12 protein-coding genes are annotated in these 15,289 nt (G+C 68.4%); 5 read left to right on the top strand and 7 right to left on the bottom strand.

Annotation, left to right across the window (positions count from 1 at the left end):
- The first annotated feature begins 1 nt into the window (after nt 1).
- The 4 genes from narH (at nt 2) to ACFVVI_RS24620 (ending at nt 4,393) form a co-directional block, all read left to right on the top strand.
- Nucleotides 2–1,681, top strand: coding sequence for a nitrate reductase subunit beta (gene narH, locus ACFVVI_RS24635; RefSeq protein ID WP_378991622.1), 1,680 nt, complete (start codon nt 2–4; stop codon nt 1,679–1,681).
- Nucleotides 1,678–2,358 carry a nitrate reductase molybdenum cofactor assembly chaperone gene (gene narJ, locus ACFVVI_RS24630; protein WP_387447068.1) on the top strand — a complete coding sequence of 227 codons (681 nt, stop codon included), beginning with the start codon at nt 1,678–1,680 and terminating at the stop codon, nt 2,356–2,358. Before narH ends, narJ begins: the two co-directional genes overlap by 4 nt.
- Nucleotides 2,355–3,110, top strand: a complete 756-nt coding sequence (gene narI / locus ACFVVI_RS24625) for a respiratory nitrate reductase subunit gamma (RefSeq protein ID WP_378991304.1) — start codon at nt 2,355–2,357, stop codon at nt 3,108–3,110. The genes narJ and narI overlap by 4 nt, the downstream gene beginning before the upstream one ends.
- A gap of 122 nt (nt 3,111–3,232) precedes the next feature.
- The gene (locus ACFVVI_RS24620; protein WP_378632789.1) at nt 3,233–4,393 is read left to right on the top strand and encodes an NADH:flavin oxidoreductase; all 1,161 of its coding nucleotides are present in this window, start codon (nt 3,233–3,235) and stop codon (nt 4,391–4,393) included.
- Between the two features lie 13 nt (nt 4,394–4,406).
- On the opposite strand, the gene ACFVVI_RS24615 is transcribed toward ACFVVI_RS24620, so the two are convergent.
- The 6 genes from ACFVVI_RS24615 to ACFVVI_RS24590 form a co-directional block, all read right to left on the bottom strand.
- On the bottom strand, nt 4,407–4,742 hold the full coding sequence (locus tag ACFVVI_RS24615) for a hypothetical protein (RefSeq protein WP_387447066.1): 336 nt from the start codon (nt 4,740–4,742) through the stop codon (nt 4,407–4,409).
- A 177-nt stretch (nt 4,743–4,919) separates the two neighbouring features.
- Nucleotides 4,920–6,659, bottom strand: a complete 1,740-nt coding sequence (locus tag ACFVVI_RS24610) for an amidohydrolase family protein (protein ID WP_387447065.1) — start codon at nt 6,657–6,659, stop codon at nt 4,920–4,922.
- 13 nt (nt 6,660–6,672) lie between these two features.
- On the bottom strand, nt 6,673–8,325 hold the full coding sequence (locus ACFVVI_RS24605; RefSeq protein ID WP_379314370.1) for a class I adenylate-forming enzyme family protein: 1,653 nt from the start codon (nt 8,323–8,325) through the stop codon (nt 6,673–6,675).
- A gap of 11 nt (nt 8,326–8,336) precedes the next feature.
- Nucleotides 8,337–9,380 (bottom strand): NAD(P)-dependent alcohol dehydrogenase, encoded by a 1,044-nt coding sequence (locus ACFVVI_RS24600; RefSeq protein WP_378991621.1) that lies wholly within the window; start codon nt 9,378–9,380, stop codon nt 8,337–8,339.
- Nucleotides 9,381–9,382: 2 nt separating this feature from the next.
- On the bottom strand, nt 9,383–10,531 hold the full coding sequence (locus ACFVVI_RS24595) for a serine hydrolase domain-containing protein (RefSeq protein WP_387447063.1): 1,149 nt from the start codon (nt 10,529–10,531) through the stop codon (nt 9,383–9,385).
- The gene (locus ACFVVI_RS24590; RefSeq protein ID WP_387447062.1) at nt 10,528–11,901 is read right to left on the bottom strand and encodes a flavin-containing monooxygenase; all 1,374 of its coding nucleotides are present in this window, start codon (nt 11,899–11,901) and stop codon (nt 10,528–10,530) included. Before ACFVVI_RS24590 ends, ACFVVI_RS24595 begins: the two co-directional genes overlap by 4 nt.
- Before the next feature lie 115 nt (nt 11,902–12,016).
- On the opposite strand from ACFVVI_RS24590, the gene ACFVVI_RS24585 reads away from it, so the two are divergent.
- Nucleotides 12,017–12,634, top strand: a complete 618-nt coding sequence (locus tag ACFVVI_RS24585; RefSeq protein ID WP_378704287.1) for a TetR/AcrR family transcriptional regulator — start codon at nt 12,017–12,019, stop codon at nt 12,632–12,634.
- 2 nt (nt 12,635–12,636) lie between these two features.
- Here ACFVVI_RS24585 and ACFVVI_RS24580 read toward each other — a convergent pair whose 3' ends face one another.
- Nucleotides 12,637–15,234, bottom strand: coding sequence for a LuxR C-terminal-related transcriptional regulator (locus tag ACFVVI_RS24580; RefSeq protein ID WP_387447060.1), 2,598 nt, complete (start codon nt 15,232–15,234; stop codon nt 12,637–12,639).
- Nucleotides 15,235–15,289: the final 55 nt, after the last annotated feature.

Genomic DNA, 15,289 nt, shown 5'->3' with positions numbered 1-15,289 from the left:
AATGGCACAGCTCGCCATGGTCATGAACCTGGACAAGTGCATCGGCTGCCACACCTGCTCGGTCACCTGCAAGCAGGCGTGGACCAACCGTGGCGGTACCGAGTACGTCTGGTTCAACAATGTGGAAACCCGGCCGGGACAGGGTTATCCGCGCCAGTACGAGGACCAGGAGAAGTGGAAGGGTGGCTGGACGCTCAACAAGCGCGGCAAGCTGACCCTGAAGTCGGGCTCGCGGTTCAAGCGCCTGATGAACATCTTCGCCAACCCGGATCTGCCCACGGTCGCCGACTACTACGAGCCGTGGAGCTACGACTACGACAACCTGCTGTCGTCGCCGCCCATGGACACCACCCCGGTGGCGCGGCCCAAGTCGCTGATCACCGGTGAGGACACCAAGGTCACCTGGGGCGCGAACTGGGACGACGATCTGGGTTCGGGTCCGGAGCAGGTCGCCAAGGACCCCTTGCTCGGCAAGCTCGAGACCAAGGTGAAACTGGAGTTCGAAGAGACCTTCATGTTCTACCTGCCGCGCATCTGCGAGCACTGCCTCAACCCCTCGTGCGCCGCGTCGTGCCCCTCCGGCGCGATCTACAAGCGCGAGGAAGACGGCATTGTGCTCGTCGACCAGGACAAGTGCCGTGGTTGGCGCCAGTGCATCACCGGCTGCCCGTACAAGAAGATCTACTTCAACCACAAGACGGGCAAGGCGGAGAAGTGCACCTTCTGCTACCCGCGCGTGGAGGTCGGCATCCCGACCGTGTGCTCGGAGACCTGCGTCGGGCGGCTGCGCTACATCGGCGTGATGCTCTACGACGCCGACGCGGTGCTCGAAGCGGCCCAGGTCACCGATCCGCAGGACCTCTACACCTCGCAGCTGGGCGTGTTCCTCAACCCGCACGACCCGCGCGTGATCGCCGAAGCCGAGAAGGCCGGGATCTCCCCGGAATGGATTCAGGCCGCCCAGGATTCGCCGGTCTACAAGCTGATCGTGGACTACCAGCTGGCGCTGCCGCTGCATCCGGAATACCGCACCATGCCGATGGTCTGGTACGTGCCGCCGCTGTCGCCGGTGGTGGACGTGCTCAGCGAGACCGGCCACGACGGCGAGGACGCGGGCAACCTGTTCGGCGCCATCGACGCGCTGCGCATCCCGATCGAGTACCTGGCCGAGCTGTTCACCGCCGGTGAGATCGGCCCGGTGCGCTCGTCGCTGCAACGGCTGGCCGGGATGCGGGCGTTCATGCGGTCGGTCAACCTCGGCGAGGAACCCGAGGCCGGTATCGCGCCGTCGATCGGACTCGAGCCCGAGGAGATCGAGGCCATGTACCGGCTGCTCGCCATCGCCAAGTACGAGCACCGGTACGTGATCCCGATGGGCGCGACATCCAAGGCGCACGAACTGGATTCGCTGGCCACCGGGTGCAGTCTCGACACCGACGGCGGACCGGGCATGACCGCGTTCGACCAGGTCGTCGAGAAGTTCTCGCTCTCCGACACCAATCAGGCCGCGCCGGAGGAGAAGTCGGGCCGGATCAACCTGCTCAACTGGGACGGGCGCAGCACCAGTGGACTCGTGCCGACCACGAACGGCAACGGGGGTACCGGCAACGGCGCCGGTAACGGCAACGGCAGCAACGGCGCTGCCGTCGCCGACTCGCCCGTGAGCGGTGTCGCGCCATGAGTCTGCTCTCCATCCGCAAACGGCCCGAACCGGTGACGGCGATGCCCGAGCACGACCGCAGGGTCGTGTGGCGGCTGGCCGCGCTGCTGCTGGACTACCCGGGCGAGCAGACCTTCGCGATGCTCGACCAATTGTCCGGCGCCGCAGCGCAATTGCCCTACGAGGTGCAGGCGCACTTCGCCGCGCTGCTGGCCTATCTGCGCGACACTCCGGCGATCGAGGTGGCACAGAGCTACGTCGAGACCTTCGACATGCGCCGCCGCGCCAGCCTGCACCTGACGTTCTACGCCTTCGGCGACACCCGCAAACGCGGCATGGCACTGCTGCGGTTCAAGCACGCCTACCGGCAGGCCGGGGTGGAACTCGGCGACGAGGAACTGCCCGACCACCTACCGGTGCTGCTGGAATTCGCCGCCACCATCGACCCGATCGGCGGCGAACGCCTGCTCGGCGAGCACGTACCGGTCATGGAGCTGCTGCGACTGTCGCTGGGCGACAACAACTCTCCCTACAGCGGCGTCCTCGCCGCGGTGCTCACCACCTTGCCGCCGGTGACCACCGCCGACCGCAGGCGCATCGCCGAACTCGCCGCCCAGGGTCCGCCCGAGGAAGAGGTCGGCCTAGAACCCTTCGCCATGGACCCCGCCCTCTTCGAAGCAACAGAAGGCCGCCGATGAACGCAACCATCCCCCTGCCCGAAGGCCTGTGGCTGATCCTGCCCTATATCGCGGCGACGTCCTTTGTGCTGGGCCATGTCTGGCGCTACCGCTTCGACCAGTTCGGCTGGACCACCCGGTCCTCGCAGATCTATGAGTCCAAGCTGCTGCAACTGGGCAGCCCGCTGTTCCACTTCGGCATGCTCGGGGTGTTCGGCGGGCACGTGATGGGTCTGCTGATTCCCGAATCCTGGACCTCGGCGATCGGCATCTCCGAGCACGCTTACCACATCGTCGCGGTCGGCGCGGGGTCGATCGCGGGCCTGATGGTCGTGCTCGGCGTGGCCATCCTGTGCTACCGCCGCATCGCCATTCCCGCCGTGCGCAAGAACACCAGCCGCAACGACGTCATGATGTACACGCTGCTGACCTTGGCCCTGGTCACCGGGCTGCTCAACACCTGGGGTTCCAACCTGCTGTGGGGCACCTACAACTACCGCACCACGGTCTCCCCCTGGTTCCGCAGCCTGTTCTCGATCAATCCCGAACCGGGTCTGATGGTCGGCGTCCCCTGGACCTTCCAACTCCACGGCCTCGTCGTTCTCGCGCTGATCGCGGCGTGGCCCTACACCCGGCTGGTCCACATGTTCAGCGCCCCCATCGGCTACCTCACCCGCCCCTACATCGTCTACCGCCGCAAGGAAGTGGACACCAAGGACAAGACCCGCTTCGCGAAGGCTTGGGACGCCCCGGTCACACCCGACCGCTGGTAGTTCACAGAGCCCGTGTCACCGGCCCGCCCGCTCTCCACGCAGGCGGGCCGTTTGCCGTTTCGGCCCACTCAGCGGGAGATCCCCCATTGCCCGCAGGACTGTAACGTGTTTCACTTTTGCACATGAGCGATGTCCTCGCACCCGCCACTCTCGGTCCGCTCACCCTGCGTAACCGGGTGATCAAGGCCGCCACCTTCGAGGGGCGGACACCCGACGCACTCGTCACCGACGACCTGGTGGAGTTCCACCGGGAGGTCGCCGAAGGCGGGGTGGGGATGACGACGGTCGCCTACTGCGCGGTCGCGCCGGGCGGGCGAACCGACCGGCATCAGATCTGGATGCGCGACGAGGCGGTACCCGGCCTGCGCAGGCTCACCGATGCGGTGCACGCCGAGGGCGCGGCGGTGAGCGCGCAACTGGGGCACGCCGGACCGGTCGCGAACGCCAAATCGAATCAGGCGCCCGCGCTGGCGCCGAGCCGGATGTTCAATCCGCTCGGGATGCGGTTCACGAAGGTGCCGGACGCGCTCGGGATCGCCGAGGTCGTCGCGGCGCACGCGCGGGCGGCGCGATTCGCGCGCGAGTCCGGGTTCGACGCCGTCGAGGTGCATCTCGGACACAACTATCTGGCGAGCTCGTTCCTGAGTCCGATGCTCAATCGGCGCAAGGACGATTACGGTGGGTCGCTGGTCAACCGGGCGCGGGTGGCCAGGGAACTGGTCAAGGCCGTGCGTGACGCCGTCGGCGACACGATGGCCGTGACGGCCAAGCTCACCATGGAAGACGGTGTGCGCGGCGGGTTCTCGATCGAGGAGTCGCTACAGGTGGCGACCTGGTTGCAGGACGACGGCGCGATCGACGCCCTCGAACTCACCGCGGGCAGCTCCCTGCTCAATCCGATGGCGATCTTCCGCGGTGACGCGCCGCGCAAGAACTTCGCGAAGACGCTGCCGGTGCCGACCCGGTGGGGATTCCAGCTCGTCGGTAAAGGCTTCCTGCGCGAATACCCGTACCGCCCGGCCTATCTCGCCGACAAGGCGCGCCGGTTCCGCGAGGAGCTGACGCTGCCGATCATCCTGCTCGGCGGCATCACCGACCGCCCGACCGCACAGCAGGCCATCGACGACGGTTTCGATTTCGTCGCCATGGGCCGCGCTTTGCTGCGCGAACCGGACCTGATCCGCCGCTGGCACACCGATGCGACGACCCGTTCCCTGTGCACGCACTGCAACGAATGCGTGCCGACCATCTACTCGCGCACGGAATGCGTGCTCCGCACCTAGCCCACGACGCGAGCTAGGCGAGGGCTTTGCGCACCGCGTCGAACCAGGCCTGGGTGCCGACGAGGCCCTTCTCGTTGTCCTTGCGGCCACCGACGAAGCCGAACAGGTCGGCGGCGTAGCGGCTCAGGACGGTGCTCTCGTTCTCTTCGAGTTCGGCGAGAACGTCGGCGTCGCCCAGCACATAGGCGACCACAGCCACCTGACCGGCGGGCCATTCGGCGCGGTGGTCGGCCCAGCCGTCGCCGCGCACGGCGCGTGCTTTGGCGAGCAGGTCCTCGCGGAGGGCGTCGCGGTCGGCGTCGGTGGGATGACGCGGTTTACCCCAGGCGATCCGTTTCGCGTCCGACATATCGAGTCCTCTCGCTGATGTGAGGTAGGCCGGCGGCGACGACCGGGTTCGGGTCGACCGCCGCCCGGTCATCAGGTGAGGGTCGCAGATCGGGGCTGGGTCGTCGCGCACCGGGTCAGGGTGCGCGACGACCCAGCGGCGAATACCCGGACGCGCGGCGAGCGCCGGGCGGCGGTCCTACTCCGCGCGCAGGAAGGCTCCCACTCGTTCGGTACCGAGTACGGGATCCGCTTCGCCCTCGCCGAAGACGTAGCGGCCGTTGACGAAGACCGCGGTGACGGTGTCGTCGTTGCGGTTGACCATGCGCGACAGGTTGCCGAAGATCGCGAGGGGACTCTCCGCGTAGGCGTCCAGGGTTTCGTCCAGGTGGGCGGGGTCGATCACGACCGCGTCGGCGCGATCACCCACGCGCAGGTGGCCGGTGTCCAGGCCGTACCAGTCGGCCAGTTCGCCGGTGAGGCGGTGCACCGCGTGCTCGACCGTCATGAACGGCTTGCCGCTGGTCGCGGCGTCGTTGACGCGACGGAGCAGGCGCAGACCGAAGTTGTAGAAGGCCATATTGCGCAGGTGCGCGCCCGCATCGGAGAAACCGAGCTGGACCGACGGGTCGGCGGCCAGGACGTCGGCCACCTCGGGTCGGTGGTTGGAGATGGTGGTGCGCCAGCGCAGCTTGTCGCCGTGCTCGACGACGAGGTCGAGGAACGCGTCGACCGGGTGCAGACCCCCACGGTCGACACCGACCTCACCGAAGGTCTTGCCGATGACGGTCTCGTCGGGGCATTCGACGATGTCGGCGTCGAAGAAGTCGCGGTGCCACGCGCGCGGGCCGTACTTGTTGTCGTAGTCCTTGCGGAAGGTGCGGCGGTACTCCTCGTCCTGCATGAGGTGACGCTGCTCGTCGATGTGGTCGGACAGGTGCAGAGCCGCCGCGCCGGAACCGAACTCCTCGAACACCGGCAGCGAGATGCCGTCGGAGTACACCTCGAACGGCACCGGCAGATGCTGCCAGCGGAAATTGCCGTCGAGCCCGTTGATGATCTTGCCGACGGCCGGGAACATCTTGGACGCGCCCGGCACCGCCTTCACATCGGCCGCCGACAGCAGGCTCACCTTGAGCGCGTTGCGCCACAGACCGATGCTCGACACCGCCATCGACACCAGGCTCTTGGGGTTGGTGATGTCGGGTCCGCCCTGCAACGCGCGACCGCGCTTGCGCAGGATCGTGTTGAGCCGGTGGCGTTCCTTGCTCTTGGCGTAGGTGGACGGCAGCGTCCGCGAACGGCAGGTCTCGCCGTCGAGCTTGTCGAAAAGCAGCTGCTGCGAGGACATTCCGACGAAGCCGACGTCGAGCGCGTCGGTGAGCATGCGCTCGATCTCGGCCAGCTCCGCCTCGGACGGTTTCACGTCCTTGCGGGTGGAGCGGTCCAGCCCCATCACCGCGGCCCGGATATCGGAGTGGCCGATGAAGCCGGCCAGGTTGGGCCCGAGCGGCAACTGTTCGAGCGCGTCGACGTATTCGCCTGCGGTACTCCAGGTCTGGACGTCGTTCATCGCGCCGACCACGTACTGGCGCGGGATGGCCTCGACCCTGCCGAACAGGTCGCCCGCGGTCTCGCCGTCGACGTGCACGGTCGAGAGCGAACACGAACCGAGCAGCACGGTGGTGACGCCGTGCCGCACCGACTCCGACAGCGACGGGTCGAGCAGGACTTCGACGTCGTAGTGGGTGTGGATGTCGATGATGCCGGGGATCACCCATTTGCCGGTCGCGTCGACGACGCGGGAACAGCCGGTCTCGTCGAGCGGGGTCTCCGAGATCTCGGCGATCTTGCCGTCGGTGATGCCGAGGTGACGAACCGCGGACGGGGCGCCGGTGCCGTCGAACCAACGGGCACCCTTGATGATGCTGTCGAACATGGTGTGACCCCTCTTAGATCGCGAGCTCGCGCCTGGTGACTTTACCGGTCGCGTTGCGCGGCAGCGCGTCCGAAGTGATCCGCCACCGGGCGGGCACCTTGAAATAGGCGAGGCGATCGGCGACGAAGGCGCTCAGTTCCGCCGGGTCCACCGCCCCTGGTTCGGCGACGACGATCGCCGCCACTTCCTGGCCGAGATCGGGGTGGGCGACGCCGAAGACCGCGCAGTCGCTGACGGCCGGATGTTCGACGAGCACGTTCTCGATCTCGGTGGGATACACGTTCTCGCCGCCGCGCAGGATCAGGTCGGTGCGCCTGCCCGACACGGTGAGTCTGCCGTTGTCCATCGTGCCGAAATCACCGGAGCGCAACCAGCGTTGGTCGTCGATCGAGGCCGCTGTCGCCGCGTCGTCGTTCCAGTAGCCGAGCATGACGTAGGGACTGCGGATGCAGATCTCGCCCTCCTCACCCTCGCCGAGCGCGTTGCCCTCGGCGTCGCGGATCTCCACTGCCACCCCGATGATCGGCCTGCCGACCGAGGCGTCGTCCGCGGCCAGGTCCAGCGGGGTGGCGACCGTCGCCGCGGTGCCGCTCTCGGTGAGGCCGTAGCTGGTGGTCAGCGAGAACTGCAGGGCCGGGATCTTCTCGCGCAGGCTGGCGAGCAGCGCGGGCGAGGACGGCGCGGAGTTCAGCGAGAGCGCGCTCAGCGAGGACAGATCGTGCTGGGCCACATCGTGTTCCAGCAGGCGCGACGCCATGGTCGGCACCGCGGCCCAGTTGGTGACCTTCTCGCGCTCGACCAGGCTCAGGACGCGGCCGACCTCGAACGCCCCGTGAGGGAACACCGCCGCCGCACCGGTCAGCAGGCGCGGGATGACGAGGTTGTGCAGGCTGGCGATGTGGAACAGCGGCGCGGTGACCAGGTAGCGGCGATCGCTGGGAGCATCCCCGGGCTCCTGGCCCATGAACGCGGCCATCATGGCGTCGGTGAAACGGTGGTAGTCACTGATCGCCACCATGTTTCGCTGCGAATGAACAACACCCTTGGGCCTGCCGCTGGTCCCGCTGGTGTAGAGGATCACGGCCGGATCGTCTTCGTCGACCGGTGTGCTGGGGATCTCGCCGCCGCCGAACTCGGCGATCAGGGCGGGCAGATCCTCGTCCATGGTCAGGACGGGCAGGTCGGTGCCGGTCTCGGCCAGCAGCGCAGCCCTTTTCGCGTCGGCGACGACGACGGTCGGAGTGGTGTGGCCGAGCCCGTAGGCGATCTCCGGCGGCGCCCACCAGGCGTTGTAGCCGACCGGGATCGCGCCGAGACACTGCGCGGCCCAGAACGCGATCACCCAGTCCGGGCCGTTGGCGGCCAGGATGCCCACGCGATCGCCCTTGCCGACGCCGTACCTGGCGGCCAGGGCGGTGGCCAGCGCGCCCGCGGCCGCGGCGTGCTCGGTGAAGGAGATCCGGCGGTCCTCGGTGACGAGGTAGTCGCGCTCGCCCCACTTGCGCGAGTGCTCCAAGAGTTCGCGCAGGTTGGCACGGCGATGGGCGAGGACCGGAATCGGCACGCCGAGAACGGGTTCGACGGTCATCTCGAACGGCGCGCCCGGCGCGGTCAGGCCCGCAGCCACCTTGGCCACGAATTCCTGTGGGTCTACAGCGTTGGTCATGTTCTTCTCCATCAAGGAATGAGGACGGCGCGGCCGCGGATCGCGCCGGAGTCGAGTCGGTCGAAGGCGGTGCGGGCATCGGCCAGGTCGAACCGCTCGACCTGGGCGCGGAGCTTGCCCGCGGCGGCCAAGGCCACAGAATCTATGAGGTCGGACCTGGTGCCGCCGTAGGACTTTCGTACCGTGGCACCCCAGGGCAGACCGGGTCCGCCCGCCGGGCCCGAGTCGATGCCGGTGGCGCCGCCGCCGAGACCCACCAGCCGGACAGCACCGTTGGGGGCTACGGATTCGACGGCGACCTTGACGGTGGGGTCGGCGCCGACGAAGTCGAACACCGCCTCCGCACCGCGTCCGCCGGTGAGCTCCAAGATCGTGGCCGCGGTGTTCTCGTCGGCCTTGAGCACGATGTCGGCGCCGCATTCGGTGGCCAGGGCGAGCTTGTCGGCGTCCACGTCGACGGCGATCACGGTGGTTTCGGTGAGTGCCTTCAACAACTGCACCGCCACGTGACCCAGTCCGCCGATCCCGATGGCGACCGCGGTGGCGCCGGGCCACAGCTGGTCCATGGCGCCGCGAATGGCGTGCATCGGCGTCAGGGCCGCGTCAGCGAGCGGCGCGGCGTGGGCGAAGTCGAGTTCGTCGGCGATCGGCACGAACGAGCGCACCGGGATGCGGACGTACTCGGCCATGCCACCGTCGGGGCCGAGGCCGGGGCACGGCGGCATCGCGGTGCGACCGGCGGCCAGGCAGACATTCTCGTTGCCGCGCAGGCACTCCCGGCATTCACCGCACGACCAGCACAGGTACACGATCCCGCGTTCGCCGACGCTGCGACCTTCCACCCCCGAGCCGACCGCCTCGATGGTGCCCGCGATCTCGTGGCCCAACGTCAAGGGTTTCTCGCTCATCGGGAACGGCAGGCTCAGCACGAACGAATCCGAATGGCAGATCCCGGCCGCTCCGACCCGCAGCAGCAGATCGCCGGGGCCGAGTTCGGGTACGGGCACCGTCCGTAGTTCGAGAGTGCCCGGCGCCGTCAACTGCATCGCGCGCATGGTCATCGGGCGTCTCCTACCGCGTCGAAGGTGGCCTTCAGATAGCTGTCGCACCGATCGGAACCGATCAGTCCGGTCGCCATGCGATTCATGGTGTAGGCGAAGGTGATTCGGCGATCCAGGTCGTTGACGACCATCGAGCCGCCGTACCCGGCCCACCAGCAGACCCGCCCGTCGGGGATGTGCGGGAACGTCTCCGGTCGTGGCAGCCCGTAGCCGATGCCGAAACGCAGCGGAGCCAGCAGCGCCAGGTCGATGCCGTCGGCCTGCTCGCGGAAGATCAGCTCGATCGTCGCGGGCGAGAGGAACTGCCTGCCGCTCAGCTCGCCGCCGTTGGCGATCAGCGACTGGATGCGGGCCACCGAGCGCGCGTTGCCGTGCCCGTTGGTGCCGCCGATCTCGGCCTCTCGCCAGGCCGGCGTGGCGGTTTCGGAAACCTCGAGCCAGGGACTGGTGAGCGTCTTGATCAGCACGCTGTCCTGATCGAGGATCGACAGGTCGAAGTCCGGCAACTCCGGCGGGACCAGGGTGGCGATCCGGTCGGCGTGCTCGGGACCGGTGCCGATGTGGAAATCGGCGCCCAAGGGCCCGGCCAGCTCGTCGGCGAAGAACGTGCCCAGTGAACGACGGGTGATGCGGCGCACGAGTTCGCCGACGAGATGGCCGTAGTTGATGGCGTGATAGCCCGAGGCGGTGCCCGGCTCCCACCAGGGCGCCTGCGTCGCCAGCCGGGCGGCGGCGGCATCGGTGTCGTAGATGTCGGACAGTTCGATCGGCTTGTCCCAGCCCGAGACGCCGGAGGTGTGCGAGAGCAGGTGGCGAACTTCGATGTCGGCCTTGCCGTTCGCCGCGAATTCGGGCCAGTAGTGGGCCACCCGCTGGTCGACATCGAGTTCACCACGGTCGACCAGCAGCAGGGCACACAGCGCCGTCATCGTCTTGGTGACCGAGAAGACGTTCACCAGGGTGTCGGCCGCCCACGCGGTGGTCTGCTCCGGGTCGGCGTAGCCACCCCACAGGTCGAGCACCGGATCACCGTCGACGGTGACGCACAGGGCGGCGCCCAGTTCGGCGCCGGAGGCGAGGTGTTCGTCGAAGGCCGCACGCACACCGGCGAATTCGTCACGGCAGAAGCCCGAAGAAGTGCTCATCGCGCCACCTCGGCGGTCACCCGAGCGGGCACCGGCAACGTATTGCCCGCGGCGGCGGCACGTTTCGCGCCGCGCTCGAGCTCCTTGGTCATCGAGCGCACGTACGGCTCGAATTCGGTCTGGATGGTGTGGCGGGGCGAATCGTAATAGCGTCCGGTGCGTTTGGCCTCCTGCGCGCCGAGCACCTCGTCGATCTGCTCGCGCGGGGGAAGGTGATAGCGGCCGGTCAGGTAAGCCGCCACCAGCTTGCTCTGTTGCTCGGCGAAGTTCACCAGCGTCGGCATCGGCTGGGCCAGACCGAGATAGAACAGGTTGTCCACGCCGGGCTTCATCATCATCTGGTACAGCGGGAACCGATTGGCCGCATCGGGCACCAACTCGGCGTCGGCGAAGAACGGAAAACTGATGTGGTAGCCGGTGGCACACACGATCACGTCGGCCTGCTCGCTGGTGCCGTCGGCGAAATACACGGTGTCGCCGTCCAATCGGGTGATCGCGGGCTTGCACTCCACGTCACCGCAGCCGGCCCGGTGCAGGAATTCCTCACTCGCCGACGGATGCGCCTCGAACGGCTCGTGATCCGGCGTCGGCAGTCCATAGGTCGACATCTCGCCGCGGTTCTTGCGCACGAAGCGCTGTTTGAGCTTGAGCGCGATCCTGTCGGGAATCCACGCGGGCATCGACGCACGGTCGCCCACTTGCCCGTTGACGTACTTGGGCAGCACCCACACGCCGCGACGGGCGGAGACGAACAGCTTCGAGGCGATGAATCGCTGGGACAGTTCCGAGGCGATATCGAGCCCGGAGTTGCCCATGCCCACCACGACGATCCGCTTGCCGCGCATGTCGATCGGGTCGAACGGGTCGTTGTAGGCGTGGCTGTGCATGAGCACGCCGTCGAATTCGCCGGGGTAGTCCGGGAATCGGGGGTTCCAGTGGTGGCCGTTGCACACGATCAGCGCGTCGTAGATTTCGGTGTCGCCCGCCGCTGTCGTGACCCGCCACAGGCCCGCGTCGTCACGCTCGGCCGAGGTGACCAGGCTGTTGAACCGAATACTGTCGCGCAGGCCGAAGTGGTCGACGTAGTCCTTGAAGTACTGCAGCAGCTGCGAGTGATGCGGGAAGTGTGGCCAATCCGCCGGGGCCGGGAAGTCCTCGAACTGCAGGCGGTACTTCGAGGTATCGATGTGCAGGCTCTGATAGCACGCCGACATGCCGTTGGGATTCTTGAAGTACCAGTTGCCACCGACCTCGTCGGACGCCTCGTAGCAGTCGAACGGAATTCCGTTCTCGGCAAGCCGTTTGGCGGCGGTGATACCCGAAGGTCCGGCGCCGATGACGCAGACCTTGGGTAATTCGCGTGTATCCATGCACAACTCCTCCAGCGGCCTCGGTCATCGATGACCATGCCGTGACGTGGACCACAGGATAACGTCTCACTAGACATCATGTCCAGTGAATGGGCTGATCGTCTAAGATGACCTCATGACGACCGAACCCGCCCGCCGTGGCTCGCTCCGCGAGGAACAGAAGCGCCTGACGAAGGCCCGGATCGTCGAGACCGCACGCACCCTGTTCGAGACGCAGGGCTACTCCGATGTCCGCGTCGACGACATCGCCGCCGCCGTCGGCTGCAGCCGGGCGACCTTCTACCTGCACTTCACGAGCAAAGGCGAGGTGCTGCGCGCCATCGCCCAGGAAGGCACCCTCGCCAGCGTCCGGGATTTCTACGCCGACCTGGACCGGGTACTCACCATCGGCTCCCGAGAGTCGTTCGCGGACTGGATGACTCGCGCGATCGACTGGTTCTTCACGAACAAGGACATGCTCCCGGCCTGGGACGAAGCCACCGCGCTCGAACCGGAATTCCGCGCGGTGGCGCGCGAGGGCATCATGACCCTGGCCGACACCATGCCCGCCTATCTCGCCCGCTGGCCCGAGCACCGCCGCGACGAGGCCCGGCTGCGGATCGAACTGCTCGTCGCCCAGCTCGAGCGGTTCTTCACCCGCTGGGCGATGCAGGGCACCATCGACGTCTCGGCCACGCAGGCCGCGGCGGTGCTCACCGATGTCTGGTTTCCGGCCCTCCAGGCGCCGGACTGAGATCAGAGCAGGCCGAGCACGCGAGCCTGGGCGATCGCTTCGGCGCGCGCGTTCACCGCGAGCTTCTGGTAGATGCCGCGCAGGTGCGTTTTGACGGTGTTCACCGAGACGCCGAGGTCGGTGGCGATATTGCCCGCGGTCATGCCAGAGGGAAGTTGGCGCAGCACCACCAGTTCGGTGTCGGTGAGCTGCGGTGCGCCCGCGGTGGCGCCGCGGTGGGCACGGATCCGGTCCACGAGCGCCGCGTACTGGCCGAAGCGCGCGCCGATCCGGGCGAGCAGTTCGGCCGCCTCCGGCACGTCGAGGAACGGGCGCGTCAGTTGTTCGGCCGCCGCCTGCGCGAGAGCCTGTTCGCAGGCATCGTCGACCTTGCGGGGACGATCGAGGCGGTCGGCGGCGACCGCGACCAGCAGCCATGCCGCGACCAGCGAGCGCGAGGAACAGCGCGGGGTGGCGAGCAGGGGTTCCAGCACCGTCAGCACGACGGCCGGGCGATGGGCGTAGAGCGCCAGTCCCGCTTCGGCGACAGCCATCTCGGGAGTCCGGCCGAGCACGCGCGTCGCGTGGTCGACCAACTGCTGCGCGTCGGCCCTGGCCTGCACGCGCAGCAGCAGCCACAGCACGTCGGTGACCAGTTCACCGGTGCCGTACAGCGTCGGCGATTCGTCGAGCAGGCGGTGCAGTTGCTTGGCGAGTGCGACCCCGGCGGCCGACCGATCCGCGGCGTCGGCGAACATCAGCACCCCGGTCATGATCGCCACCTGACGCACCGGCGCGGGCACCACGGTCTCGTCGGCCGCGACCCAGGGCAGACCCGGCAGCGGCCGCTCGAAATCCGCGCCCTGCTGGTATGCGCCGTAGGCCGCGAGCACCCTGGCCGGAGCGGCATCGGCCGAGCCTGCCAGTTCGTAGCGTTCGGCGCAGTCGATCGCCTGGACCGCCAGCGCGCGTAATTCACCGAGCCGGCCCGCCATCCCGGCCGCCCCGGCCGTCGCGGTTCTGGCACGGACCGCGACGCGACCCAGTCCGGCCTGCTCGGAGTGCACGATCGCGTGGCGCACAGACGCCGCGCCGCTGTCGATCTCGCCCCCGTAGATCTCGGCGATGCCGCAGTGCAGCGCGGCATAGCAGTCGAGGTCGGGCTGACCGGTCACCGGCGGCAGCGGCCAGCGCATCGAGGACGAATCACCCACCAGGACAGCCACTCCCGCGCTCACAGCGCGGTCGAGAGCGGCCACCCACTCGGCGGGCACCACCGGCGCGGCCGATTCGGGGCCCACATGGGCGGCTTCGAGATAGACCTCCGCGGCGGCGATATCGCCCGACTCCACCGCGACGGCCGCGCGCAGCAGGCGAACGAAAGTGTCGTGTTCGGGGAGGTTTTCAAGGGCGGCGAGCAGGGCGTGACCCGTGCCGTCCAAGACCATGCGCAACCCCCAGTCGCGCAGGAAGGGCACCAACCCGGGGGTGCCGGGCTCGGCCAGGACATGCCCGAGCGCGGGCCCCGGCATCGCGGCCGCGGTGAACCAGGCCGCCACCCGGCGATGACAGTCGGGCAGGCGCTCCGGCCTGGTGTACGCGGCCTCGGCGAGCAGGTAGGCGCGCAGGAGCGGATGGTAGGTGTGCCAGAGTTCGCCCGCGTGGGCGACGGTGTGCAGCGGGAAGTTCGCGCGCAGCAGTTCGTCGAGGATGCGGGCGGCGTCGTCACCGACCAGATCCTCGGCCATCGGCAGGCAGAATTGCTCGGGAACCGCGGTGGCGAGCAGGAATTCGAGCGTGGGCGCGGGCAGGGCGGCGAGCAGTTCGGCGACCAGGAAGTCGGCGACGGCGTGTGAGGGGCGGGCCAGCGCGGCGAGGGCGGTGTCGCGGTCGGTGCCGCCGGCCGACAGGCAGATCGCCGCGATGCGGACCAGCGCGGCCCAGCCACGGGTCAGGTTCTGGACCACGGCGAGTTCGGCGTCGTCGAGCCGGCACCCGTGCTGGGCGAGCAGTTGAGCGACCCGATCCGGGGACAACGCGAGTTCGGGCACTCCGATCCGGGTGAGCCTGCCCGCCAGGTCGAGGGCGTGCCACCGCAGCGGCGGGTCGAATCGGCTCGCGATCACCGCGGTGACCTGGCCGGGCAGGTGTGTGAGCAGGTATTCGAGGCCGGCGAGTTGCAGCGGGTCGGTGAGCAGGTGGGCGTTGTCGATCACCAGCACGGTCGGCTCGACGCCGGTCAGCGCGGCGACGAGGTCCACGGCGCGGTCCATCGGCGTGTGCAGCATCCCGGTCGGGACGAAATCCGCGATCGGCTCGAGTGTTCGGGCGATGTCGGCAAGCAGATCGAATCCGTGCTGTTCGGCGACGGTCGACCACGCGACGCGTGCCGAGCACCGGCGGCGCACCCAGTCGACCAGCACGACGGTTTTCCCACTGCCCGCGGGCCCGCACAGCAGCACCGTCTGCCCGGCGCCGGCCTGCGCCCGATCCAGGCGCGCGAACGCCTCGTTGCATCGAACCGGGGCGAAGGACAGCTCGGGGAGACCGGCGGGCCGACCCGACACAGCTATCACCGAGCCGCCACCGTGAAAGTCCAGAGAACCCGACGACGAAGCCATCTTCACCCTCCTGAACACGCTGTTCACCGCGCGGCGGCCGACCTCCGCCGAGATC

Origin of the sequence: Nocardia sp. NPDC058114, assembly GCF_042884695.1 — a bacterium.
Lineage (GTDB): Bacteria > Actinomycetota > Actinomycetes > Mycobacteriales > Mycobacteriaceae > Nocardia.
This window is presented reverse-complemented; position numbering and strand designations above follow the sequence as displayed.

Bases quoted from the DNA above. Each gene is read 5' to 3' on its own strand.
- ACFVVI_RS24615 (WP_387447066.1), bottom strand. From the start codon at position 4,742: ATGTCGGACGCGAAACGGATCGCCTGGGGTAAACCGCGTCATCCCACC.
- ACFVVI_RS24605 (WP_379314370.1), bottom strand. From the start codon at position 8,325: ATGACCAACGCTGTAGACCCACAGGAATTCGTGGCCAAGGTGGCTGCG.
- ACFVVI_RS24580 (WP_387447060.1), bottom strand. From the start codon at position 15,234: ATGGCTTCGTCGTCGGGTTCTCTGGACTTTCACGGTGGCGGCTCGGTG.
- ACFVVI_RS24595 (WP_387447063.1), bottom strand. From the start codon at position 10,531: ATGAGCACTTCTTCGGGCTTCTGCCGTGACGAATTCGCCGGTGTGCGT.
- ACFVVI_RS24600 (WP_378991621.1), bottom strand. From the start codon at position 9,380: ATGCGCGCGATGCAGTTGACGGCGCCGGGCACTCTCGAACTACGGACG.
- narI (WP_378991304.1), top strand. From the start codon at position 2,355: ATGAACGCAACCATCCCCCTGCCCGAAGGCCTGTGGCTGATCCTGCCC.
- narJ (WP_387447068.1), top strand. From the start codon at position 1,678: ATGAGTCTGCTCTCCATCCGCAAACGGCCCGAACCGGTGACGGCGATG.
- ACFVVI_RS24590 (WP_387447062.1), bottom strand. From the start codon at position 11,901: ATGGATACACGCGAATTACCCAAGGTCTGCGTCATCGGCGCCGGACCT.
- ACFVVI_RS24585 (WP_378704287.1), top strand. From the start codon at position 12,017: ATGACGACCGAACCCGCCCGCCGTGGCTCGCTCCGCGAGGAACAGAAG.
- ACFVVI_RS24610 (WP_387447065.1), bottom strand. From the start codon at position 6,659: ATGTTCGACAGCATCATCAAGGGTGCCCGTTGGTTCGACGGCACCGGC.
- narH (WP_378991622.1), top strand. From the start codon at position 2: ATGGCACAGCTCGCCATGGTCATGAACCTGGACAAGTGCATCGGCTGC.
- ACFVVI_RS24620 (WP_378632789.1), top strand. From the start codon at position 3,233: ATGAGCGATGTCCTCGCACCCGCCACTCTCGGTCCGCTCACCCTGCGT.